This window comes from Phaeodactylibacter luteus (genome assembly GCF_007993045.1).
Taxonomy (GTDB): Bacteria; Bacteroidota; Bacteroidia; order Chitinophagales; family Saprospiraceae; genus Phaeodactylibacter; species Phaeodactylibacter luteus.
In genome coordinates this window covers 1-20,794 of sequence record NZ_VOOR01000031.1, presented here as the reverse complement: position 1 = coordinate 20,794, position 20,794 = coordinate 1, and the positions used below count along the sequence as shown (strand labels likewise).

General features: G+C 54.1%; 20 protein-coding genes. 13 read left to right on the top strand and 7 right to left on the bottom strand.

From position 1 onward, the window contains the following. Window positions 1-55: 55 nt before the first annotated feature. Window positions 56-901, bottom strand: a complete 846-nt coding sequence (locus FRY97_RS14395; RefSeq protein ID WP_147168252.1) for an O-methyltransferase — start codon at window positions 899-901, stop codon at window positions 56-58. A gap of 241 nt (window positions 902-1,142) precedes the next feature. Between FRY97_RS14395 and FRY97_RS14390 the strand changes: the two genes are divergently transcribed. Next, window positions 1,143-2,825, top strand: a complete 1,683-nt coding sequence (locus tag FRY97_RS14390) for a S8 family serine peptidase (protein ID WP_147168251.1) — start codon at window positions 1,143-1,145, stop codon at window positions 2,823-2,825. Window positions 2,826-3,146: 321 nt separating this feature from the next. Here FRY97_RS14390 and FRY97_RS14385 read toward each other — a convergent pair whose 3' ends face one another. Genes FRY97_RS14385 through FRY97_RS14375 form a run of 3 tightly spaced genes read right to left on the bottom strand, consistent with a single transcriptional unit; the run spans window position 3,147 to window position 5,598 of the window. Then, complete coding sequence (locus FRY97_RS14385) at window positions 3,147-3,443, bottom strand: DUF721 domain-containing protein (RefSeq protein ID WP_147168250.1); 297 nt, start codon at window positions 3,441-3,443, stop codon at window positions 3,147-3,149. A 5-nt stretch (window positions 3,444-3,448) separates the two neighbouring features. Further along, window positions 3,449-4,573, bottom strand: coding sequence for a DNA replication/repair protein RecF (recF, locus tag FRY97_RS14380; protein ID WP_147168249.1), 1,125 nt, complete (start codon window positions 4,571-4,573; stop codon window positions 3,449-3,451). Window positions 4,574-4,599: 26 nt separating this feature from the next. Next, the gene (locus FRY97_RS14375; RefSeq protein WP_246141736.1) at window positions 4,600-5,598 is read right to left on the bottom strand and encodes a cation diffusion facilitator family transporter; all 999 of its coding nucleotides are present in this window, start codon (window positions 5,596-5,598) and stop codon (window positions 4,600-4,602) included. A gap of 357 nt (window positions 5,599-5,955) precedes the next feature. Between FRY97_RS14375 and FRY97_RS14370 the strand changes: the two genes are divergently transcribed. The 8 genes from FRY97_RS14370 to FRY97_RS14335 all read left to right on the top strand — a co-directional run bounded on the left by FRY97_RS14370 (window position 5,956) and on the right by FRY97_RS14335 (window position 13,779). Beyond that, the gene (locus FRY97_RS14370) at window positions 5,956-6,744 is read left to right on the top strand and encodes a c-type cytochrome domain-containing protein (RefSeq protein WP_147168248.1); all 789 of its coding nucleotides are present in this window, start codon (window positions 5,956-5,958) and stop codon (window positions 6,742-6,744) included. Window positions 6,745-6,752: 8 nt separating this feature from the next. Next, complete coding sequence (locus FRY97_RS14365) at window positions 6,753-7,127, top strand: hypothetical protein (protein WP_147168247.1); 375 nt, start codon at window positions 6,753-6,755, stop codon at window positions 7,125-7,127. Window positions 7,128-7,228: 101 nt separating this feature from the next. After that, window positions 7,229-7,639, top strand: a complete 411-nt coding sequence (locus tag FRY97_RS14360; protein WP_147168246.1) for an OB-fold protein — start codon at window positions 7,229-7,231, stop codon at window positions 7,637-7,639. Window positions 7,640-7,682: 43 nt separating this feature from the next. Beyond that, window positions 7,683-8,243, top strand: coding sequence for a YceI family protein (locus FRY97_RS14355; protein ID WP_246141734.1), 561 nt, complete (start codon window positions 7,683-7,685; stop codon window positions 8,241-8,243). A gap of 89 nt (window positions 8,244-8,332) precedes the next feature. Beyond that, entirely contained in the window at window positions 8,333-9,214 is an 882-nt protein-coding gene (locus FRY97_RS14350; protein WP_147168245.1) for a DUF5777 family beta-barrel protein, read from the top strand. Next, a complete protein-coding gene (locus tag FRY97_RS14345) occupies window positions 9,214-9,768 on the top strand; it encodes a YceI family protein (RefSeq protein WP_246141733.1) in 555 nt (184 codons plus the stop codon). The genes FRY97_RS14350 and FRY97_RS14345 overlap by 1 nt, the downstream gene beginning before the upstream one ends. A gap of 384 nt (window positions 9,769-10,152) precedes the next feature. Continuing rightward, window positions 10,153-13,005 (top strand): two-component regulator propeller domain-containing protein, encoded by a 2,853-nt coding sequence (locus FRY97_RS14340; protein ID WP_147168244.1) that lies wholly within the window; start codon window positions 10,153-10,155, stop codon window positions 13,003-13,005. A 21-nt stretch (window positions 13,006-13,026) separates the two neighbouring features. Further along, window positions 13,027-13,779 (top strand): LytR/AlgR family response regulator transcription factor, encoded by a 753-nt coding sequence (locus FRY97_RS14335; protein ID WP_147168243.1) that lies wholly within the window; start codon window positions 13,027-13,029, stop codon window positions 13,777-13,779. Here the strand turns inward: FRY97_RS14335 and FRY97_RS14330 are convergent, their stop codons facing one another. Both FRY97_RS14330 and trxA read right to left on the bottom strand, forming a co-directional pair. After that, the gene (locus FRY97_RS14330; protein ID WP_147168242.1) at window positions 13,780-14,712 is read right to left on the bottom strand and encodes a DUF58 domain-containing protein; all 933 of its coding nucleotides are present in this window, start codon (window positions 14,710-14,712) and stop codon (window positions 13,780-13,782) included. It lies immediately after the preceding gene. A gap of 94 nt (window positions 14,713-14,806) precedes the next feature. Next, window positions 14,807-15,124 carry a thioredoxin gene (trxA, locus tag FRY97_RS14325; protein WP_147168241.1) on the bottom strand — a complete coding sequence of 106 codons (318 nt, stop codon included), beginning with the start codon at window positions 15,122-15,124 and terminating at the stop codon, window positions 14,807-14,809. Window positions 15,125-15,343: 219 nt separating this feature from the next. Between trxA and FRY97_RS14320 the strand changes: the two genes are divergently transcribed. Beyond that, window positions 15,344-16,456: a DUF3810 family protein gene (locus FRY97_RS14320; RefSeq protein WP_147168240.1), complete on the top strand. Its 1,113-nt coding sequence runs from the start codon at window positions 15,344-15,346 to the stop codon at window positions 16,454-16,456. 23 nt (window positions 16,457-16,479) lie between these two features. Here the strand turns inward: FRY97_RS14320 and FRY97_RS14315 are convergent, their stop codons facing one another. Continuing rightward, entirely contained in the window at window positions 16,480-16,830 is a 351-nt protein-coding gene (locus tag FRY97_RS14315; RefSeq protein ID WP_147168239.1) for a translation initiation factor, read from the bottom strand. A 146-nt stretch (window positions 16,831-16,976) separates the two neighbouring features. Between FRY97_RS14315 and FRY97_RS14310 the strand changes: the two genes are divergently transcribed. The 3 genes from FRY97_RS14310 to FRY97_RS14300 all read left to right on the top strand — a co-directional run bounded on the left by FRY97_RS14310 (window position 16,977) and on the right by FRY97_RS14300 (window position 20,701). Then, the gene (locus tag FRY97_RS14310) at window positions 16,977-17,837 is read left to right on the top strand and encodes a queuosine precursor transporter (RefSeq protein WP_147168238.1); all 861 of its coding nucleotides are present in this window, start codon (window positions 16,977-16,979) and stop codon (window positions 17,835-17,837) included. Between the two features lie 429 nt (window positions 17,838-18,266). Next, window positions 18,267-19,574, top strand: a complete 1,308-nt coding sequence (locus FRY97_RS14305) for an ABC transporter permease (RefSeq protein WP_147168237.1) — start codon at window positions 18,267-18,269, stop codon at window positions 19,572-19,574. Window positions 19,575-19,753: 179 nt separating this feature from the next. Beyond that, window positions 19,754-20,701, top strand: a complete 948-nt coding sequence (locus tag FRY97_RS14300) for a magnesium transporter CorA family protein (protein ID WP_147168236.1) — start codon at window positions 19,754-19,756, stop codon at window positions 20,699-20,701. Window positions 20,702-20,794: the final 93 nt, after the last annotated feature.

The following is a 20,794-nucleotide window of genomic DNA, read 5'->3' as shown; positions in this document are numbered from 1 at the left end:
AGCATCAAAGCCTGCGACATATTGATTTACGCCCAGCCTGATACAGCTCCGCCCGCTAGCCAGCCGAAAAGAAGCCAGCGCGCCAGGGTTTGTAGCGGGCTTTGATGAGCGAAACGGACTGCGGGGCGAGTTGTGCCTTACGGAAAAAAAGCAGCCCGAAGTGGAATAGGTCTACCGACAGCGTCACCTCAGGATGCTGTTTCAGCTGCTCCCAGGCGCGCTCCATTTGGGCAGACCAATGTATGTCGGCAATTACGAAAACGCTGCCATCATGTGCGTAGGGAAGGCAGGTGTTGAAATAAGAAAGGCTGGCCCCCTCCCGGTGGTCGCCATCGAGGTAAAGGTAGTCGAGCCGGCCGAGGTCTTTCAAAGCTAGGGGCAGGGAGACTTCAAAAGGGCCGGTGCGGACTTCTATTTTGCCGGGAGCTAGCTGTTGGAGGTTCGACCGGGCTTCCTCAGCAGTCTGTGGGCAGCCTTCGAGGGTGATGAACGTTGCGCCGCGCGGCGCCGCTGCCGCCTGGTATGCAGCGGAAATGCCTAGGGAAGCCCCCATCTCTAGCATCTGCTTGGGCTGCATAAACCGGACCAGCCGGAAGAGGAGCTCACCGCTCTCCCTGCTGATGGCGGAATTCCGGGCCAAGTCGGCAATAGTCCTGCGCTTCGAGCCGTTAATGAGCGAACCGGCACCATGATCTGTCAATTCTAGCCACCTGTGGTTTTGCTGCAGTTGCGCTCTTAGCAGGGCAATATCCTGGAAGGCGTAATAAAAGCGTTCGTCTTCGAGCACCTCTTCGGTAAGCTGGAACAGGAAGGGCGGGTGCACATCGTAGCGGGTCTTAGCCCGAAGGTAGTAGGCCAGGTAGCGGCGCAGCAGCGTGATATGTAGCTTGATGTTGAGCATGGCTTGGGGTAAAAGTCTACAAAGATGCAAAAATGGCTGGCGCTAACGGCCGATGAGCGGTTAATTCCACGCTGAGGGGGGCTAATACGGCTACGCTTGTGCAAAAGGCAATTTTTTACCCGGTCTTTAATGAAACGTCTGTAATTTTGCATCGTTTATTGGTAGTATACAACAAGATCAGCAAAAAACCTGGCCAATGCGCCAAGTCCGCTCATCTTGGAATCAAACAAAAAATTGATACATGTTTAAGAAAAAATGGCTGGGTTTGGGTTTGCTGTTGGCAGGCTCTGTTGCCCTCAACGCGCAGGACAGTGCTCCGGAAAACTGGTTTAACCTTGACCCTTCTGCCGGTGTGCCCGGTGTGAGCACCGAAAAAGCCTATCAGGAAATCCTCAAAGGCAAAAAAGGACAGGAGGTCATCGTAGCGGTGATCGACTCTGGCGTAGATTACGAGCATGAGGACCTGGATGATGTGATGTGGGTCAATGTGGACGAGATACCCGGCAATGGCATTGATGACGACAACAACGGTTATATTGATGATATCCACGGCTGGAATTTCCTCGGCAACAAGGACGGGGAAAATATTTTGCACGACAACCTGGAGGTGACCCGGCTGTACAAAAAATACAAGGATATGTTTGAGGGCAAAGACCCTGAAAAACTATCTAAAAAGGACAAAAAGAAGTACGCCAAGTACGAAGAGTACAAAAAAGTGGTGGAAGAGAAGCGCGAGGGCTTACAGGAGAATGTGGCCACGTATACGGCAATCGCGGAAGCCATGAAAACCTTGGAAGAGGAGATCGGCAAGGCTGAAATCAAGGCTGAAGACGTCGAGGCGTTCGAAACAGAAGACCCTATGATGACTTACGCCCTGCAGATCACCAAGTCATTGATGGCTAAGGGGGAGTCTTTTGAAAGTATCCTGGACGACCTGAGCGGATATGCTGAGTACTTGGAAGGGCAGTACGAGTACCATTACAACCCTGATTTCAACCCCCGCCCAATGGTAGGGGACAACTACGCTGACCCTTACGACCGCAACTATGGCAACAGCGATGTGCGCGGGCCGGATGCGCTGCACGGCACGCACGTGGCTGGCATTATCGCTGCTGAGCGCGACAATGGGCTGGGGATGAAAGGTGTTGCCAACAACGTCAAAATCATGTCTATCCGTACAGTGCCCGATGGCGATGAGCGCGACAAAGACGTAGCAGCTGCCATCGTATACGCTGTGGACAACGGGGCTACGGTCATCAATATGAGCTTTGGAAAGGGGGCGTCCCCCCGCAAAGAGCTGGTGGATGAGGCCGTTCGCTATGCCCTCAAGAACGATGTGCTCCTGGTACACGCTGCGGGCAATGATGGCAAGGAAGTCAACGGAGGGAACAACTTCCCAACCGACAAGTTTGCCAAGCGGGGCTTCCTCAACCTCTTCGGTGCTAAGTACGCAGAGAACTGGATCGAGGTAGGTGCCCTGAACTGGAAGGAGGGCGAGCAGCTGGCTGCTCCTTTCTCCAACTATAGCCCGGGATATGTAGACCTGTTCGCCCCGGGCATGTCTATTTACTCTACTGCGCCTTACAATGAGTACCAAAACTTGCAAGGCACGAGCATGGCCGCGCCGGTTGTTGCAGGCGTAGCGGCTATGATCCGCTCTTATTACCCAGACCTTACCGCCACGCAGGTGAAGGAGATCCTGATGGCCTCTGTAGAAAAAGAGCCCATTAAGGTTATCAAGCCAGGCTCTGAAGACGATATGGTCCCTTTCCAGTCCCTGAGCGTGACCGGAGGCATTGTGAATGCCTACAACGCAGCTAAGCTGGCAGAGCAGACCAAAGGCAAAAAGAAGGGCGCAAGCCGTGATGGCGGGCCTGGCACTGATGCCGAGAACGCTAAAGATAAGAAAGCCGTGCGCCCATAAACGGCGGCTGTTCTGATCATGGTGCCCAACAACAAGGCCCGGCTGCAAGCTTGCAGCCGGGCCTTGTTGGCTTGTTGGGGGGGCTTTTAGAGCGAGCGCAGCCAGATTTTGTTCTGGCCAACTGGCGTGAACCAAAATGTCGCAGGCGTTCTTCTTTTCTGGGCTTTATAGCCTGGCATTGGCCTAGCGCTGCGAAGGGGCGGCAGGCCCGACAGGGCCGAGCGAAGAGCGAGCCCCGCAGCATAGCGGCACCTGCCCGCTGGCAGGGGCAGGCCCCCTCCAAAAAAAAACGACTATCTGGTTTGCGCCCTGGCCAACTGGCTATCGGATAATGACTTCCTCAATGGCCTCTTCTCCAAGGGCTTCGTTCAGGTTGCGGCAAATCTTTTCCTTCCCAAAGGCGAGCTCCTGCCGCAGCGGGGCCGATTCGATGATGATGAACAGCTTTTTGTTGTACAGCTTGATGTCTCGCGTGTAGCTGGCAATAGAAGGCCCCATCATTTCCTCCCAAAGGTGGCGGATACGGCTTTGGTTCAGTTTGCCTTTTAGCCGGTAGTGTTCAAGCATAGCCTTGAGCGCATCTTTTAGGGTCGTTTCGTTGGCTTCGCGTTTTTCCATAGCTGCTAGATCTGTTTTTCGGGATAGCGGGCGGCTTTCCCTTTGGTGATTTGGTAGTGAAGGGCATCGCTCTGTCCAGCCACGGTTTTCATCCGTTCCGGATCGGTATCGGTAATAAAAGTCTGCCCAAAGGGCTGTTCTCTGAGGAAACCGAGCAGCTGCGCTACCCGCTGTGGGTCAAGCTTATCGAAGAGGTCATCGAGCAGCAGTATTGGGGGCAGCCCTTTCTCTTCCAACAGCACTTGGTATTGTGCAAGTTTCAGCGCGAGCACAAAAGATTTGAGCTGCCCCTGGGAAGCAAACCGTTTTAGCGGGTAGCCCCCAATGGAAAAGACGAGGTCATCGCGATGAGGCCCGGCGGTAGTCCGCTGCAATATGCGGTCTTTGTCCCGCCTCTCTTCCAGCAGCTGCCCAAAAGGGGCTTGGGCCAGCCTAGACTGAAAGGTGCAGTCTACAGTTTCTGCTTGCCCGGATATCCGGGCGTAAGCTGCATTGACTTTTGGGCGGAAGCCTTCAATGAATGCCGACCGGGCTTCATAGAGGACTTGGGCCGGGCGCAGCATTTGCTGGTCGTAGACCTCCAGCATGGCCTTATCAAAGATGCGCTGTTCTGCAAACTGTTTGAGCAGGGCATTGCGCTGCTGCAGCAGCTTTTGGTAAGCGATCAAATGGCTGAGGTAAGCCGGGTCTATCTGGGACAGGGTGTTGTCCACGAGGCTCCTGCGCACTTCGCTGCCTTCCTGGACAAGCATGGTGTCATCGGGGGCGATCATGACGACGGGCAGCAGGCCGACGTGCTCGCTCAGTTTAGGGTAGGGCAGGCGGTTGCGCTCGAGGGCCTTCTTTTTGCGCGGCACGACTTTGGCAACGATGTGCTCTCGTGTTCCAGCCCGCTGGAAATCCCCTTCAAGCCGGAAGAAATCGGAGCCATGCCGTGCAATTTGGCTATCGGGCGTATTGAAAGCGCTTTTGCCCATGCAGAGGTAGTAGATGGCGTCGAGCAGGTTGGTTTTGCCCATGCCGTTGGCCCCAGTGAAACAGGTCAGGGCCGGCGAGCAGCTGATCTGCTCCGACTCATAATTCTTGAACTGTGTGAGCTTGAAAGATTCAAGTTGTAGTGATATGGCCATTGGGCCAAAGATATTGAAAAGCGGGCTTACAATTGGTGCTTCTGGTTCTTCATAATGTTGTCGAGCGTCCAGATGACTTCCGCTTCCTGTTTTTGCTGCCGGTACATACAATTCTGTACTGGGCAAAGCGCACAATTGGCAGGCGGCTCGCAGGGGTCGATGTGCACAAAAAGCTCTACTGGCCCAGAGCAGGCATTCTTCATGACCTCTTCAAAGGCTTTTACCTCATCGTGGCCGCGCTCCAGGTCATAATACCAGGGCAGGGTCATGTGGCAGTCGATATGCAATGTAGCCCCATATTTGATGACCCGGAAGTTGTGTATGTCGATCCAGCCGGTATGCCTTTTCTCCCTCAAGGTCTGTACCATCTTCTCTATGAGCTGATAATCGGCTTCGTCCATGATGCCAGCGACGGACTCACGGACCAGGCGGTAGCCAGTGATCAGTATGACCGCGCCAAACCCCAAGGCGAGGAGGTTGTCCAGCATGGGGATGCCTGTGGCCATGACCAGCCCTAGCCCGGCCACGAGCCCGGCTGAGGAATAAGCGTCAGACTTCAGGTGGGCGCCGCTCGCGATAAGGATGAGGGCATTATTTTCCCGCCCGGCCCGCTGGAGATAAACACCTAAGAGGTAGTTGGCCAGCCCAGCACCTGCCGTGAGGGCCAGCCCCAGCGTAAGCTGTTGTATGGGCTGAGGGTGAAAGAGGTTATAAACCCCTTTGCCCATGATGGTAATGCCGGCAATGGCAATGAGCGCCCCTTCGAAGCCTGCGGAGATGAATTCGATCTTGCCGTGGCCATAAGGGTGGTTGCGGTCGCGGGGGAGGGCTGCCAGCCAGATGCTGTAGAGCCCGAATGCCGCGGCCACCACATTGATGATGCTTTCCAATGCATCGGTCAGGATCGCATTGGAGTTGGTGGCCCACCACGCCCAGAACTTTATGCCCATGAGCAATAGGCCCATCATGAGCGCTGTGGCCTGTGCCTGAGACTTTGGGTTGTTTTGGATGCTTGTTGTTTGCAAAGCAGTTGTTTAGCTGTGCCTTCAATAAGCTAATGGATGTTGCCGTGCCAATGGGACGGTGGCTGCCGAGCCTGCCTTATAGCGTGTTGGGATTTTGGCCTTCCAGTCGAAAATTAGTGCCTCAAGCCATAAATCCTTGCCACCCCAAGTTTCGTTCTTTTCCGCCTACTCTTCGTTAAAGAACCGCTCCTTTAGCTCGGGCTAAAGTCCCAACACGCTCTTACATCATAGCCGTTTCGGAATAAGAACGCTGTAGGATGGCATAAAGTCCATTTCAGCCCTTCCTTTTTCCCGTTCAGCACCTATTTGTTGCTGATAGGGTATGCGGGGCTTACTTTTACATCATAATTAAAAACTATGCACGCGCTAACAAAGTATTTTCCAGTTTTTTTGGTATTCGGCTCAGGGCTCATCCTGAGTACTTACAGCTGTCAGCACGACATGACCATGAGCGAGGGCGGGGCTACCCCTATAGATACCACCGGCAACGGTGGTGGGGGCAGCGGCGGTACGGATAACCCTACGGACACGACGGTTAATCAAGGCGACCCTTGCGACCCGGATGTCGTTTATTTCGAACTTGATGTCTTGCCCATCTTGCGCTCCAACTGTGCGTTCAGTGGTTGCCATGATGCGGCTTCTGCCCAGGATGGGGTCAACCTGACGACCTATGCCTCCGTCGTGAATTCTGCAGATGTTGAGCCCTACGACCTCGATGGGAGCGACCTGTACGAAGTCATTACGGATAATGACCCGGATGACCGGATGCCGCCAGTCCCCAACAGCCGTCTGACCGCTGACCAGATCAACATCATTTCCCGTTGGATAATGCAGGGGGCAACCAATGAAACTTGTGACCCGGATGCCGGGGGCTGCGATACGGAGCAGGTCAGCTACGCTGCTCAGATCGCTCCAGTGCTGAATACGAATTGCCTGGGCTGCCACAACAACAGTGCGCCTTCTGCGGGCATCTCTGTGGAAGGGCACGGTAATGTCGCTGCACTTGCACAGTCGGGGCTGCTTTTGGGAGTCGTCTCATGGTCAGCGGGGTATACCCCTATGCCTTATGGTGCTGCCAGCCCCTTGCCAGAATGTACGGTCAGCCAGATCCAGTCTTGGATTGAAGCTGGCGCCCCCAACAACTAAACAATGCTATGAAAAAGATTTGTATCAAGGGGCTCGCTTTTGCAGCCCTGTTACTTTTTAGCCTTCAGGGCTGCTACTACGATGTAGAGGAGGAGCTCTACCCCGATACGGGCTGTGACACAGCTAATGTTGCCTATTCCACAACGGTGGCCCCTATCATTGCCGATAACTGCCTGAACTGCCACAACAGGGCCTCAAATTTTGGGAACGTGACCTTGGAGGGGCATGACAACCTTCAGCAATACGCTACGAATGGGCAGCTTATAGGGGTGCTCCGCAGGCTAGATGGGTTTGCTCCTATGCCACAAGGGGCACCGCAGCTGGTAGAGTGTACCATTGCCAAAATAGAAGCGTGGGTTGCTGACGGCGCCCCTGATAATTAGGCCTGATGCGCTTGGGGTGATTGCAGGGGTGAAACAGCTCATTTTTACTGCTACACTGGCCCTGCGCATCAAGTCGACAGAACGACCAAAACCTTAGTGTAATGAAAAAAGTGATTTTTGCTGTGTTGATCCTTGCCGCAGCCGGAGCGGGCATTGGGTACTACCAATTTAATAAGCCGCACCAAAACATGGAGCGTGCAGCCGCAGAGTTTTCGGTCTCAGCAGAAGCGCTCTTCGGTTCATTCGAAGCAGATGAACAACAGGCCAACGAAGAGTACCTGGACAAGGTTGTGGCTGTCTCGGGCACGGTCCGGGAGGTATCCAAAGACAACAACGGGCAGCTGAGCATAACCTTGGACAGCGGCAGCGATATGTTTGGGGTCATCTGCCAAATGGATGAGCTGACAGATCATGAGGGCTTCTCCCCTGAGCCGGGGCAAAAGCTTACCCTAAAAGGGAAATGTACGGGCATGTTGATGGACGTGGTGCTCGTGCGCTGTGTGAAAATGTAAAGCAGGGCAGCTTAGCGTTGCTCATAACCAAAACTCAAAAAACATGATTAAGCAGAAAATTTGGATTGCGGCGGCAGCCTTTTTGATGGCTATGCCCGCCTTGCAGGCGCAAAAGTACTTTACCCGTGAAGGCAAAGTCAGCTTTTTTTCCAGCACGCCCATTGAGGATATCGAGGCGCACAACAGCAAAGCCACGAGCGTGGTAGATGCAGAGACCGGGCGGACTGAGTTCGCGGTCTTGATCAAAGCTTTTCAATTTGAAAAAGCCCTGATGCAAGAGCATTTCAATGAAAACTATATGGAGAGCGGCACCTACCCCAAAGCGACCTTCAAAGGGCAGTTCTCAGACTGGGGCAGTGTAGATCTGGCCAAAGATGGCACCTATCCTGTGGAGGTGAAAGGGGATATGACCATTCATGGGGTGACGAACCCGGTGGCTGCCAATGGCACTTTTACGGTTAAAGGTGGGCAGGTGCAGGCCGTTTCCACCTTTAAGATCGCAGTGGAGGACTACGGCATAGCAATCCCCTCCGTTGTGCGGGAGAATATCGCTAAAGAATTAGAAATAAGGGTAGACTGCAACCTGCAGCCGCTCAACCGTTAGGCTGGCCTAGCACATCTAAGTGGCATAACGGATACTACCTTTTCAAAGACGCTCCGCCGGGCCTATCGCCCGGCGGCAACTTTCATCCTATGAGACCATACCTGTTTTTATTGTTCTTTCTGCCAGTCAGCTTGCAGGCTCAAGAAGAGGATCTGCTCTCTTTATTGGGGGAGCCTGAGCCAACCACAGAATATGTTGCGGCCAGTTTTAAGACGAACCGGGTCATCAACTTGCACAGCTTGGAAAGCACATCTCAAGGTGTGCTCGACATCAAGATCAGCCACCGTTTTGGCACCCTTAACCGAGGGGCTTATGAGCTTTTTGGGCTAGACAACGCTTCTATCCGTATTGGGGGCGATTATGGGCTGACAGATCAGCTGACCGTGGGCGTTGGCCGGAGCAGTTACCAAAAGACTTACGACGGTTTTTTGAAGTACAAATTTCTGAGGCAAAGCAAAGGCAAAAGGGTAATGCCGGTTTCAGCTGCTTTGTTAGGCACAACAGCCATACAAACCATGAAGTGGGCGAACCCGGACCGGGAGAACTACTTCAGCTCACGGATGTACTACACCCTTCAGCTCATACTTGGGCGGAAGTTCAGCGAAGGGTTCTCCCTTCAGGCCTCTCCAACGCTAGTACACCGCAATCTGGTAAAAACCAGGGCCGAGGCGCATGATGTATTTGCCCTGGCCGTCGCAGGCCGTGTGAAGCTGACCAAACGGTTGGCCCTCAATGCAGAGTATATTTATGTACAGCCGGGGCAACTGCTGCCGGGGTTCCGCAATGCTCTTTCTGTGGGGCTGGATATTGAGACCGGCGGTCATGTTTTCCAGTTGCACCTGACCAATTCTACGTCTATGATCGAGCCCGGGTTTGTAACTGAGACGGTGGAGGATTGGGGCAACGGCGGCATTCACTTCGGTTTCAATGTATCAAGAGTGTTTACGGTGGTGAAACCAAAATTCGATTGATGAAGTGGTTTAAAGTACGCTTACTGCTATGGATGATTTCCCTGTCGGCACCGGCAGCCCTGCTATCGCAGCGCTACCTGTTGAACGAAGGGGAGGCCTATTTCCGCAGCGATGCGCCCCTTGAGCTGATCGAGGCCCGGTCGAAGGCGCTGCGGGGCGTCATCGATCCTGAAGCCCGGGCATTTGCCTTTTCTGTACCGATGTCTAGTTTTGAGGGGTTCAACAGCCCATTGCAGCGGGAGCACTTCAATGAGAACTACTTGGAAAGCGATGTTTACCCCGTTGCTACCTTCAGCGGCCGCATTATCGAAGAGGTTGATTTTTCTGTGCCAGGGGACTATGTTGTGCGCGCAAAAGGGAAGCTGAATATACATGGGATCGAGCAGGAGCGCATCATCAAGAGCGAGCTAAAGGTAGATGGCTCCGGGGTCCATTTGAAGTCAGACTTTACCGTTTTGCTAGAAGAGCATGGCATTAGCATCCCGAAGATTGTCTATCAGAAGATAGCGGAGGAGATTGCTGTGCGGGTAGAAGGCACATTGGCCCCACAGTAAGGAGCTTAGCCCAAGCTGGGACCGGACTAGCGCTGCGGAGGGGTGTAAGAGCTGGTTAGGATTTTACCCTTCGGGCTGCTCTTGCCGAATTTTGTCCTGCTCTTCGTTGTTCTTCGGTCACGTAGCTAAGGCTATTGGATTCAAGAATGGGGCCCTTTGTCCCATTCTTGAATATATCACGCCTCGATCAGGGCAAAATTTGGCTGCGTTCGCTCCAAAAGCAAAATCCTAACTAGCTCTCAGCCCGATAGGGCCGAGCGGGCAGCGAGCCCCGTAGCATAGCGGCCCCTGCTGTTAGGCAGGGGAAGGCCCCAAGGCGCATTTGGATATGCATGGCTGAAGCAGTAATTTGGAAGCCGAGGTTGCTAGAGAGCCTGGAAAAGTATGCGAAAAACTATGCCTTACTACCTCATCGGTGCGGTGCTGTTTTTGACCGGTTGGCCTGTCTTGCAGGCTCAGGTCCCTCAATTCAAGCCGCAATCATTGGAGCGGGAGCTTCAGGGGGTAGGGCCCCGGCTGGCATTTGAGGCTCCCGATGGGTTCATCTGGCTGGGGACCGATCAGGGCCTTGGCCGTTTTGATGGGCAGCGTACGGAGTGGTACGTGATGCCTAGTAGCGAAACGGACAATAAAGTAACGGCGATTGGAGCTTGCAGGGGGCAGATTTGGGCCGGTTATGCTGATGGGCGGGTTTACCGTGAAAGCCAAGGTGTTTTTGCCTTGTGGGATATCGAAGAAGGGCTGCCTGCTGTGCCGGTGACCGGTATAGCGGATGGCCCGGACGGGCAAGTTTGGATAGCGACTTACGGAGAAGGGCTTTATGTGCACAATGGGCAACATCTTTACAATATAGATGAGGCAGATGGCTTGCCCGGGAATGATATTTATACGCTGCACGTAGATACGTCTGGTACGGCATGGGTGGGGACAGATGGCGGCCTCAGCGCTTGCCGTTTTGAGCAAGGGCAGAAGCGGCTGCAACATTTTGGAAGGAAGGAAGGGGTGCCCGACGAGATTGTCCGGGTGATTTTGCCGGGGGAGGGCGAGGTGCTTTGGCTGGGTACCCACAGTGGGGGGATCGCCCGTTTTGACCTTGGCAGCCGGTCTTGTGAGCCGCTGCTCGCACATTGGCCATTTGCGCCCATCAACAGCCTCGCCCTTTTTGGAGGGCTAGAGCTTTGGATTGCGACAGAAGGAGATGGGCTGCTGCGTTACCATTTGCAGAATGGGCAGCTGGAAGCGGAGGCAGCTGGCCGTGCATTAGCGGACAGCCGCGTGAGCAATCTGCTGAAAGACAGGGAAGGCAACCTTTGGGCTTGTAGCCTGACAGACGGGCTGCTCAAAGCCAACCGGCAGTTTGAGTTTGTAGAGGGGCCATTCCAATCCATACAGGCGGTCATGGAAACCGGGCAGGGGCAAGTCTGGGTTGGCTGTCAGGAAGGGCTGTACACCCGTACCCCTCAGGGACAGCATTTCAATAAAATATTAGACGGCAATTTCCTGTCTCTTTACGATGGAGCTGATGGCAAAGTTTACGCTGGCACTTTTGGCAGCGGGCTGTATATCCTAGATGATGGAGGGGCTGCCGTTGCCCACCTTACTGCGGAAGATGGGCTTTCCAATGAAAGCATTTTGGATATTACAGGGCAGGGTGGCGAAATCTGGCTTGCTACTTTGGGCGGGGTAAACCGTTTGGTGCCGGCAAAAGGGCAGCAGCCTTTGCAACTGCTCCCGCAGTTTGGCCATCATTCTGCCTTGGGCACCAACTTTGTGTATACCGTATTCTCAGACCGCAAAGGGCGTCTTTGGCTGGGCACAGATGGGGAAGGGTTGAGCATGTGGGACGGAGCCTCGCTTTATAATTTTCAGGGCACTGACTCGGTGTCTTTTCAGGCCGTATATTCCATAACAGAAGATGAGCGCGGCCATATTTGGTTCAGTACGGCACGCAATGGCATATTTGAGTACGATGGAGAGCGGTTTTACCATTTGGCCATGCGGCAAGGCATACGGGATCTGGCGGTGTCGAGCCTGGCGACGGATGCGCTGGGCAACATCCTCATCATCCACGCTTCGGGTATTGACCGGCTCGACCCCGTGAGCAAGCACCTCATTTATTACGATGAGGAGGCAGATGTAAAAGGCTTAGACCCCAACCTAAATGCAGTGGGGCAGGGGCAGGGGAGGACAACCTGGCTTGGGGTTCAGCAAAAGCTCATCCGCTACACGGCCATAGGAGGGGATTTTTCGATCCATCCGAGTACAGTTATAAAGCGGGTTTCGGTATTTCTTTCCCCATCCGATATCCGCCCCCGCAAACGGCTTCGGCACGATGAGAACAACCTGGCTTTTGAGTTTGTGGGGCTTTGGTATACGAGCCCGGAGAAGGTACGCTACCGCTACAAATTGGAGGGGCTGGACCCTGGATGGATCGAGAGCAGGGATCAGCAAGCTTTTTATTCCAATCTGCCGCCGGGCAGATACCGGTTTTGTGTTTCTTCTACAGAAAACGGCACCTTTAATGGAGAGCCCGAAGCGGCTTTTGCTTTTGCGATTGCTCCGCCCTTTTGGCAGCGGTGGTGGTTTATCCTGCTCGCGGGCGCTTTAATCAGTGGGGGCGTATGGTATGCGGTGAGCTTACGGGAAACGAGGCAGAAACGGCTGGCCGCCCTGCATCAGGAAAAAGTGGAGAGCCAATATGAAGCCCTAAAAAGCCAGATCAACCCCCATTTCCTGTTCAATAGCTTCAATACCTTGGCGGGGGTGATCGAAGAGTCGCCCCAAGATGCAGTCGTCTTTGTAGGGCGGCTTGCTGATTTTTACCGGAATATCTTACAATACAGAGAGCAGCCGCTCATCGGGCTTGACGAAGAGCTGAGGGTTTTGGAAGATTATGCCTTTCTGCTGCATCAGCGCTATGGGCGGGGGCTGGAGCTCAAGATGGTGGGGCAGCCCGAAGGGCATCTGCGGATAGTGCCGCTGGCTTTGCAGTTGTTGGTAGAAAATGCGGTAAAGCACAATGTGATCGTAAAATCCCGGCCATTGCAAATTGAGATCAAAATAGAAGGCCGCCAAATACAGGTCAGCAACAATAAACAGCCAAAGCTGACTGCTGAGCCTTCCACCCGGTTTGGGCTGCAAAGCTTGGTACGCCGTTATCAGCTGCTTGCTGCCCCTCCGGTACGGATTATTGACGAGCCTGGCCTGTTTGCCGTAGTCATTCCGCTATTGAAATAAGCGGGCCATAAAAGCTGAGGCATGAAAATTCTAATTATTGAGGACGAGGAGGCTGCTGCCCGGCGGCTACAGAAAATGTTATTGCGCATAGCCCCGCAGTCAGAGGTGCTGCAAGTGCTGGAAAGCATTGAGGGCACGCTCAACTGGCTAGCGGCACATCCTTCGCCCGACTTGATCCTGATGGATATACATTTGGCTGATGGCGCTAGTTTCGAGCTGTTCCGGCTAGGCCGGGTGGAGGCGCCTGTCATTTTTATAACGGCTTACGACCAATACGCTCTTCAGGCTTTCCGGGTACACGCAATAGACTATCTGCTGAAGCCGGTCAAAGAAGCGGAGCTGTCGGAAGCGCTACAGCGGTACGAGCACCAACAAAAAAAGGCTGCCCCCGACTGGGCCGCCCTGCTGGAATCGGTGCAGGGCAGCAGCCCGGGCAAACGATTCCTCATCCGTATCGGGCAGCAGCTCAAGGTGGTGGACCTGGAGGACGGGGCATACTTCTACACCGAGAACAAGTCTACCTTCATGATGAGCAAGGAAGGGAAGCGCTACCCTTTAGAGTTGTCATTGGACAAGCTGGAGGAAACGCTCGACCCCCGCCGCTATTTCCGGGCGAACCGGCAGGTGATTTTCGCTATGGAGGCCATAGCAGAGATGTACGCGGTATCAAAATCACGAGTGAAAGTAGCATTGGGGCCTGAGCCCACCTTCGAGGTGGTGGTGAGTACAGAGCGTTCGCCCGGGTTCAAAAAGTGGCTTACCGGTGAGGCCTGATCACACCCGCATCCGGCTTCTTTTGACCAGGTAAGACTGCAGTACCGGCTTGAAGCCCTCTTTGATGTCCGCTTCTATGAAGTCGATTTTGTATTGCAGGCACTTGAACTTGAGCGCTTCCTTAAAGCCCCTCATCTTGTCGATATAGTAATCTTTGACTTGGTTGGGCTGCAGCCTGACCTCCTCCCCGGTTTCCATATCCACAAAGAGGTACGGGCGGTTTTCGAACTCAAAATCTAGCTCCATGGCTTTGTCCACTACATGGAAAAGGACAACTTCGTGCTTATTGTGCTTGAGGTGCTGCAGGGCAGAGAACAGGGCTTCGGGGTCTTCGGCCTGATCGAACATATCGCTGAAGATGATGACAAGGGAGCGTTTGTGGATGCTGTCTGCGATTTGATGTAGGGCCTGTGCGGCTGAAGTCGTTTTGTTGCGCTGTGGCGAATTGATGGCCTGCTCGAGGTGGGTGAGCATGAGGCGGTAGTGGGAGGTACTGCTCTTGCAGTGGGTATGGGTTTGGACGGCTTCGTCAAAAATGCTAAGCCCGAAGGCATCCCGCTGCCGTTGCAGGAGGTTCATCAGTGCTGCTGCTCCGAGGGCAGAGAAGCGCAGCTTGTTGAGATAGCTGCCGGAAGCCCTTCCATCTGCTTCGGGGAAGTACATGGAAGAGGACGTATCGATGACGATCTGGCAGCGCAGGTTGGTCTCCTCCTCGAACCGCTTGGTGAACAGTTTGTCCGTCCGGGCGAATACTTTCCAGTCGATATTCCGGGTGTCCTCCCCTTGGTTATAAAGGCGGTGCTCTGCAAACTCTACTGAAAAGCCATGGAAGGGGCTTTTATGGAGCCCGATGATAAAGCCTTCCACCACCTGCCGGGCGAGGAGTTCGAGTTTGTCGAGGTCGCGTACATCATAATTATCGGAGAGGTTCATGGCTTGTTTTTTGTGGAAGGGTCGGGATTATGGGAAAGCCCTTGCACAGCTGTGCGCTGAACAAGGGCTTCTCCGGGCTGATGCCTGAGGCGGCTTAGAGGTGAGCCTCGATTTTGTCAGCCAATGCTTTTTTGGTGGTCACGCCGACCTGTTTTTCCACCACTTCGCCATTTTTAAGTACGAGTATGGTAGGGATGCTGCGGATACCGTATTTCATAGAGACTTCAGGGTTGTGGTCGACATTGACCTTGCCCACCTTCACCTTGTCTTTATATTCGTCAGAAAGCTCTTCGATGATCGGGCCAATCATGCGGCATGGGCCACACCATTCTGCCCAAAAGTCAACGACAGCTACACCTTCAGTATCGAGTACAGTTTCCTTGAAGTTCGCATCCGTGAATTCAAATGCCATTGTGTATGATTTTGGATCGGTTATGAAAAAAGAACAACCTACTAACGCCCGGGGGCGCTTCCGGGTTGCAAAGATAAAGATTCACTGCCTTTTTAGGTCCGGCCCCGGACTTTTTGGGCAGGTTTTGTGCAATCAATTTTGCATTTCGGGACAACAACGGGCCGGGAATAAAAGTTTATACCTCTGGCCTTGCCATTTGAAAAACAGAAAAACACAGATATGGCCCTTCAAGACGCTGTACCGCTGAAAGCCCGTTTCCGTTCTGTCCCATTGGCGTACGTTGGGCTGGCACTTGGCCTATTGGCCTGGGCAGGGCGGCTGTTGCTGCCCGAGCTCTGGATAGAGCAGTTTTACAGCAGGGGCCTTTTTGTGGGGGTGCGCTCCCTGATCGACTACACCTTTGGGTGGCTGCCCTTCCCTGCTCTTTACCTGTTTGTAGGCTGGCTGCTCTACCTGGCCGCGAAGGGCGTGTACCGGTGGCGGGCGGGCGAGGGCCACATAGGGCAAAAGTTAAAGGGGCTGCTGATATGGTGGCTGGGCTTTTTGGGGTGGGGCGTTTTTTTGTTCCTCCTGCTTTGGGGGTACAACTACAGCCGCCTGCCTATCGAGCAAGAACTGGGGCTTCAGTTGAAGCCGTTGTCTACAGATGAGATCCGGCGGGCGATGTACCAAGAAGCCGATGCGCTCAAAGTGCTCCGGGCCAAAATCCCGGGAGCGGGCACTGAAGCCCTTGGGCGGGAACATTTTCCGGAAAACCTAGAGGAAGTGCTGCGGGCCGAGCAGGAAGCTTGGCTGCACAGCCACGGTTACCCCGCCCCGGGCCGTGTCAGGGGCAAGCTGATTTACCCGAAAGGGGTATTCCTTCGCTTCAGCTCAGCGGGGCTGTATTTCCCTTGGACTGGGGAGGGGCACGTAGATGCAGGCTTGCACCCTATACAGCAGGTGGGCGTGATGGCCCATGAAATGGGGCACGGGTTTGGTTTTGGGGACGAGGGCACCTGCAACTTCCTGGCCTATGTCACCTGTTTCCATGCTGCAGACCCCGCTATAGCATACGCAGGGCGCCTCGACTACTGGCGCACCCTGGCTGCCAATTATCTGAGGGTAGACCGGGATGGCTACCGCACTTTCCGGGAGAGCCTGCCCTTGGGCATTCAGGCAGACCTGGACGCCATCAATGCTAACTTGATGGCGTATCCGGATATCCTGCCATCTTTCCGTTACCTGCTGTACAATTCTTATTTGAAAGCGCAGGGCATCGAAGAGGGCATACAGAATTACAACCGCGTGCTCATGCTGGTGAAAGCATGGAAAGAAGGGCAGCAGATTTAGGCGGCTGTTCGGCCGTCATGATGTTAGCCGCCAGATTTTTTGGTATCCGGGTAGCCTTCTTTTTTCAGCAGCTCCACTACGCGGTCCCTGTGGTCGCCTTGAACGATGATCTCGCCGTCTTTCACGCTGCCGCCCACGCCACATTTTGACTTCAGCATTTTGCCGAGGGCTTTCAGGTCTTCCTCCGGGCCTTTAAAGCCGGTGACGAGGGTCACCTCTTTGCCCCCTCTGTGCTTGCGGTCGAGCAGGACACGGAGCCGCTGCTGACTGCCTGGCAGCGCTTCTTCCGTGCCCCCTTCGTCGAAGCTGTAATCGAAATCAGGGTTGGTGGAGTAGACGACCCCAATGCGTTTCTTTTTGTTTTTCTTGCTCATGATCCTAAAGTCTTTCTTCATGCCCAACGTCATGGCTGCCGGCATTGTTTGAAGGTTGGCCCTCGTAAAATGGGAGGAAATAATACTGCCCGGCCGGAAACAAAGGCTTGGCAAAAGTTATTACTTTTTTCAAAGTAACAAATAATATGGATCAATCAGGGGCCAATCAGGGGAAGTGGAGCGGGCTGAGGGCGGTGAATGTGCTCAGCCACAGGCCAACATTTTTGTTTGTCATCCTGGGCGGCTTCTTTGTCGCCAATGCCCTGGTCGCGGAGTTTATCGGGGTCAAGATTTTTGCATTTGAGGACACCTTGGGGCTGGAGCGCTTCAACTTCAACCTGTTCGGGCAGGAGGGGGCGCTGCAATTCTCAGCAGGGGTACTGCTCTGGCCGATTGTATTTGTGATGACGGACGTCATCAATGAGTATTATGGGAAGCGGGGGATACGGCTGCTGTCGTTTATGGCCGTTGGGCTGATCACTTATGCCTTTGTTATGATTTTTGCGGCTATACAGCTGGCGCCGGCCGATTGGTGGGTAGGGCAGAACACCACGAAGGGGGTGCCGGACATGCAGAAGGCCTTCAGTGTGGTGCTCGGGCAGGGGCTCCTCATCATTGTAGGCTCCCTGGCGGCTTTCCTGATTGCACAGCTGGTAGATGTGGTGTCTTTCCATCGCATCAAGCGCCTGACCGGGGAGCGGCTGGTCTGGCTTCGTGCCACGGGCTCTACCCTGATCTCACAGCTGTTTGACAGTTTTGTGGTGCTGGCTGTGGCATTCAAGTTTGGGCCCGCTCTGGTAGGCAATGTGGAGCCTTGGACCTGGGATCAGCTCTTGGCCGTAGGTACGGTACAGTACGTTTATAAGTTCATCATGGCTATTGTGCTGACCCCATTCATTTACCTGGCCCACCACTTTATTGACGGGTACCTTGGGGCGGATCAGGCCGCTGCCATGAAGCAGGAAGCTGCTGTGTGGGAGGGCGAGCAAGCTGCCCCTGTGAGCTGAGGCAGCGGTGTGTGCTGTGCACCGCCGGAGGGGCAAAATCCCAGAACGGGCTAGTGCCTTAAGTCATAAATCTCTGATACTTAAGTTGAAGTTATTTGCCGGCTAATCAAGGCGAAGGTTCGCGACTTTAGCCCGAGCTAAAGGAGCGGTTCTTTAACGAAGAGTAGGCGGAAAATAACGAAACTTGGGGTGTCAAGGATTTATGGCTTGAGGCACTAGGGCATAGCCTGCTGGCATCGGGCTAGCGATGTGCAGGGGTGTCAAGCCCGTCAGGGCCGAGCGGGCAGCGAGCCCCGGAGCGTAGCGCCCCACGCCTTCAGGCGGGGGGAGCCCCCAAAATGGCTGCCCGGGCTGCGCCCATGAGAAACGCCCATCATTACCGGCCGTAATATTAAGCCATTTGGTGTGTGGGCAGTATATTTGCCCCACATGAATCTCCCATACTTCATTGCCAGACGAGTGGCGGCCTCCGGGCAGGCCTCTTTTTCCCGCCTCATCATCCGTGTGGCCATCGTTGCCGTAGCTTTGAGCGTGGCCGTTATGATTGCTGCAACGGCTCTTGTAGCTGGCTTCAAGCAAGAGATCAGCTCCAAGATTTTCGGGTTTTGGGGGCATATCCATATTACAGATACCGACATCAACCGCTCTTTGCTGGAGGCTTACCCCATCAGCACGGATCAGCCTTTTTACCCGCATTTGGATACGCTGGGGCCTGTGCCCTACCTGGCCCGGGAAATGTGGATGGGGCAGCCGGTAGAGCGGCAACGGCTTACGAAGGGCGGGGTAAGCCATATTCAGGCATTTGCCATTAAGCCGGGGATCATCGAGGCCGGCCAGGGCGAGCGCAAGGAAATAGAGGGCATCATCCTCAAAGGTGTCGGCCAGGATTTTAATTGGTCCTTTATGGATCAGTACATCAAGCGGGGCGCCCGCATCCAATACCCCGACAGCAGCATGTCTAGGGATATCCTGATTTCCCAGCAGACGGCCAACCGCCTGCAGCTGGATACGGGGGATACCTTTATTACCCATTTTGTGGAAAAAGGCGAGCAGCTGCAGCGCCGTTTCCGCGTGAGCGGGGTGTACCGGACCGGGCTGGAGGAGTACGACCAGAAATTTGCCCTGGTCGATATCCGTCAGATTCAGCGCCTTCTGGGATGGAGGGAAGATCAGGTCAGTGGTTTTGAAGTTTTTATAGACGATATAGACGACCTCATACCGCTGGCCGAGCACATCTATTTTGAAGAGCTCCCCCGTGACCTGTATGCGGAGACCATCCGGGAGAAAATGCCGGAGATATTCGACTGGCTAGACCTGCAGGACATCAACGAGGTTGTCATTTTGACGCTGATGGTCATCGTGGCCATCATCAATATGGTCACCGCCCTGCTCATCCTAATCCTGGAGCGGACCAATATGATCGGCACCCTGAAAGCCTTGGGCGCAGGCAACTGGAAAATACGCCAAATGTTTTTGTACTATGCCGGTTACATCCTGCTGATGGGGCTGCTGTGGGGCAATGGCTTTGGCATCGGGCTGTGCTTGCTTCAGGACCAATTCGAGTTCATCCGCCTTTCTGAGGAGAACTACTACTTGTCTACTGCCCCTATCGCCCTGCGCTGGGCTCCTATTGCATTGATCAATGTAGGGACTTTCGTGATAACCTTGGTTTTTCTGGTGCTCCCCTCGTATCTCGTTACCCGTATCAGCCCGGTCAAAGCCATCCGGTTTAAGTAGGGCTGGCGCACCTGCGCAATTGCGGGCACGGCTGGCTATGCCTTCCTGATGGGAGGAGATTTATCGTGGAATTAACAGAAAACGGCGTGGTGGTTGCCCGTCAGAAGTTGTATGTTTGCCCTGCATAGGGGGGGCTGCGCCCTGCCCGGGCGGAGTCATTTACCCATTAAGCGACATGTATGATCCGGTATTACGCCAAGGTGGACCGAAAACTCAAGGAGCTCGAAGAGCCTCAGTCCGGCTGTTGGATCAATATCTCCCCTCCATTCAGCCATGAAGAGCTGGAGGATATTGCTCAGAGCTTTGATATCCCCTTAGACTTCCTTACCGACTCCCTTGATATTGATGAGCGCTCCCGCTATGAAAGGGAGGACGATATCCGGCTTATTGTCGTCAATACCCCCATCCTCAACGAGGGGGAAGAAGAGAACGACGCCATTTATATTACCGTCCCTATCGGTATCATCCTCACCCCAGACCACTTCATCACCATCACTGCTTATGAGAGCCCTGTGCTGCAGCTTTTCCTGGACGGGAAAGTGCGGGGGTTTGAGCCTGCCCACGACAGTTCTTTTGTGCTGCAGATCATGGAGCAGAATGTCTACCGCTTTCTGACTTGCCTTAAGAAGCTCAACCTCAAGCGCAACCTCATCGAAAAAGAGCTCTACGATTCCTCCAGGAACAAAGAGCTCAAACAGCTGCTCAGCATAGAAAAAAGCCTGGTCTACTTCGTGAATTCCCTGAGCGCGAACGAGCTGCTGAAGATGAAAATGAAGCGGACCGACTATTTGGGCATACGGGACGATGAAGATAAGGCCGACCTGTTCGAAGACATCATCATCGATAACAGTCAGGCGCTCGAAATGGCCAATATCTACACCAATATCCTCAATGGTACAATGGACGCCTATGGCTCCATCATCTCCAACAACCTCAATATCACCATCCGCCGCCTTACGCTCATCACTATCATCCTCATGGTGCCCACCCTGGTGGCTTCCTTTTATGGCATGAACATCCCGCTGCCGCTGGAAGGCAAGCCCTATGCCCTCCCTGTCATTGTAGCCGTCTCTATTTCGCTCAGCCTTTTGGTAACCTGGTACTTCCAGCGCAAGCGCCTGTTCTGAGATTGGCCGGCACCGTGCTGCAAGCTGCTGTACCCGCTGTGGCGGGCCAGGCCATACGCCCTTTCGGTCAAAGCATTTAAAAATAAAAAATAC

What these genes read in the sequence shown, in the direction of transcription:
- FRY97_RS14395 (WP_147168252.1), bottom strand. Translation starts at nt 901, where the DNA reads ATGCTCAACATCAAGCTACATATCACGCTGCTGCGCCGCTACCTGGCC.
- FRY97_RS14390 (WP_147168251.1), top strand. Translation starts at nt 1,143, where the DNA reads ATGTTTAAGAAAAAATGGCTGGGTTTGGGTTTGCTGTTGGCAGGCTCT.
- FRY97_RS14385 (WP_147168250.1), bottom strand. Translation starts at nt 3,443, where the DNA reads ATGGAAAAACGCGAAGCCAACGAAACGACCCTAAAAGATGCGCTCAAG.
- recF (WP_147168249.1), bottom strand. Translation starts at nt 4,573, where the DNA reads ATGGCCATATCACTACAACTTGAATCTTTCAAGCTCACACAGTTCAAG.
- FRY97_RS14370 (WP_147168248.1), top strand. Translation starts at nt 5,956, where the DNA reads ATGCACGCGCTAACAAAGTATTTTCCAGTTTTTTTGGTATTCGGCTCA.
- FRY97_RS14365 (WP_147168247.1), top strand. Translation starts at nt 6,753, where the DNA reads ATGAAAAAGATTTGTATCAAGGGGCTCGCTTTTGCAGCCCTGTTACTT.
- FRY97_RS14360 (WP_147168246.1), top strand. Translation starts at nt 7,229, where the DNA reads ATGAAAAAAGTGATTTTTGCTGTGTTGATCCTTGCCGCAGCCGGAGCG.
- FRY97_RS14355 (WP_246141734.1), top strand. Translation starts at nt 7,683, where the DNA reads ATGATTAAGCAGAAAATTTGGATTGCGGCGGCAGCCTTTTTGATGGCT.
- FRY97_RS14350 (WP_147168245.1), top strand. Translation starts at nt 8,333, where the DNA reads ATGAGACCATACCTGTTTTTATTGTTCTTTCTGCCAGTCAGCTTGCAG.
- FRY97_RS14345 (WP_246141733.1), top strand. Translation starts at nt 9,214, where the DNA reads ATGAAGTGGTTTAAAGTACGCTTACTGCTATGGATGATTTCCCTGTCG.
- FRY97_RS14340 (WP_147168244.1), top strand. Translation starts at nt 10,153, where the DNA reads ATGCGAAAAACTATGCCTTACTACCTCATCGGTGCGGTGCTGTTTTTG.
- FRY97_RS14335 (WP_147168243.1), top strand. Translation starts at nt 13,027, where the DNA reads ATGAAAATTCTAATTATTGAGGACGAGGAGGCTGCTGCCCGGCGGCTA.
- FRY97_RS14330 (WP_147168242.1), bottom strand. Translation starts at nt 14,712, where the DNA reads ATGAACCTCTCCGATAATTATGATGTACGCGACCTCGACAAACTCGAA.
- trxA (WP_147168241.1), bottom strand. Translation starts at nt 15,124, where the DNA reads ATGGCATTTGAATTCACGGATGCGAACTTCAAGGAAACTGTACTCGAT.
- FRY97_RS14320 (WP_147168240.1), top strand. Translation starts at nt 15,344, where the DNA reads ATGGCCCTTCAAGACGCTGTACCGCTGAAAGCCCGTTTCCGTTCTGTC.
- FRY97_RS14315 (WP_147168239.1), bottom strand. Translation starts at nt 16,830, where the DNA reads ATGAGCAAGAAAAACAAAAAGAAACGCATTGGGGTCGTCTACTCCACC.
- FRY97_RS14310 (WP_147168238.1), top strand. Translation starts at nt 16,977, where the DNA reads ATGGATCAATCAGGGGCCAATCAGGGGAAGTGGAGCGGGCTGAGGGCG.
- FRY97_RS14305 (WP_147168237.1), top strand. Translation starts at nt 18,267, where the DNA reads ATGAATCTCCCATACTTCATTGCCAGACGAGTGGCGGCCTCCGGGCAG.
- FRY97_RS14300 (WP_147168236.1), top strand. Translation starts at nt 19,754, where the DNA reads ATGATCCGGTATTACGCCAAGGTGGACCGAAAACTCAAGGAGCTCGAA.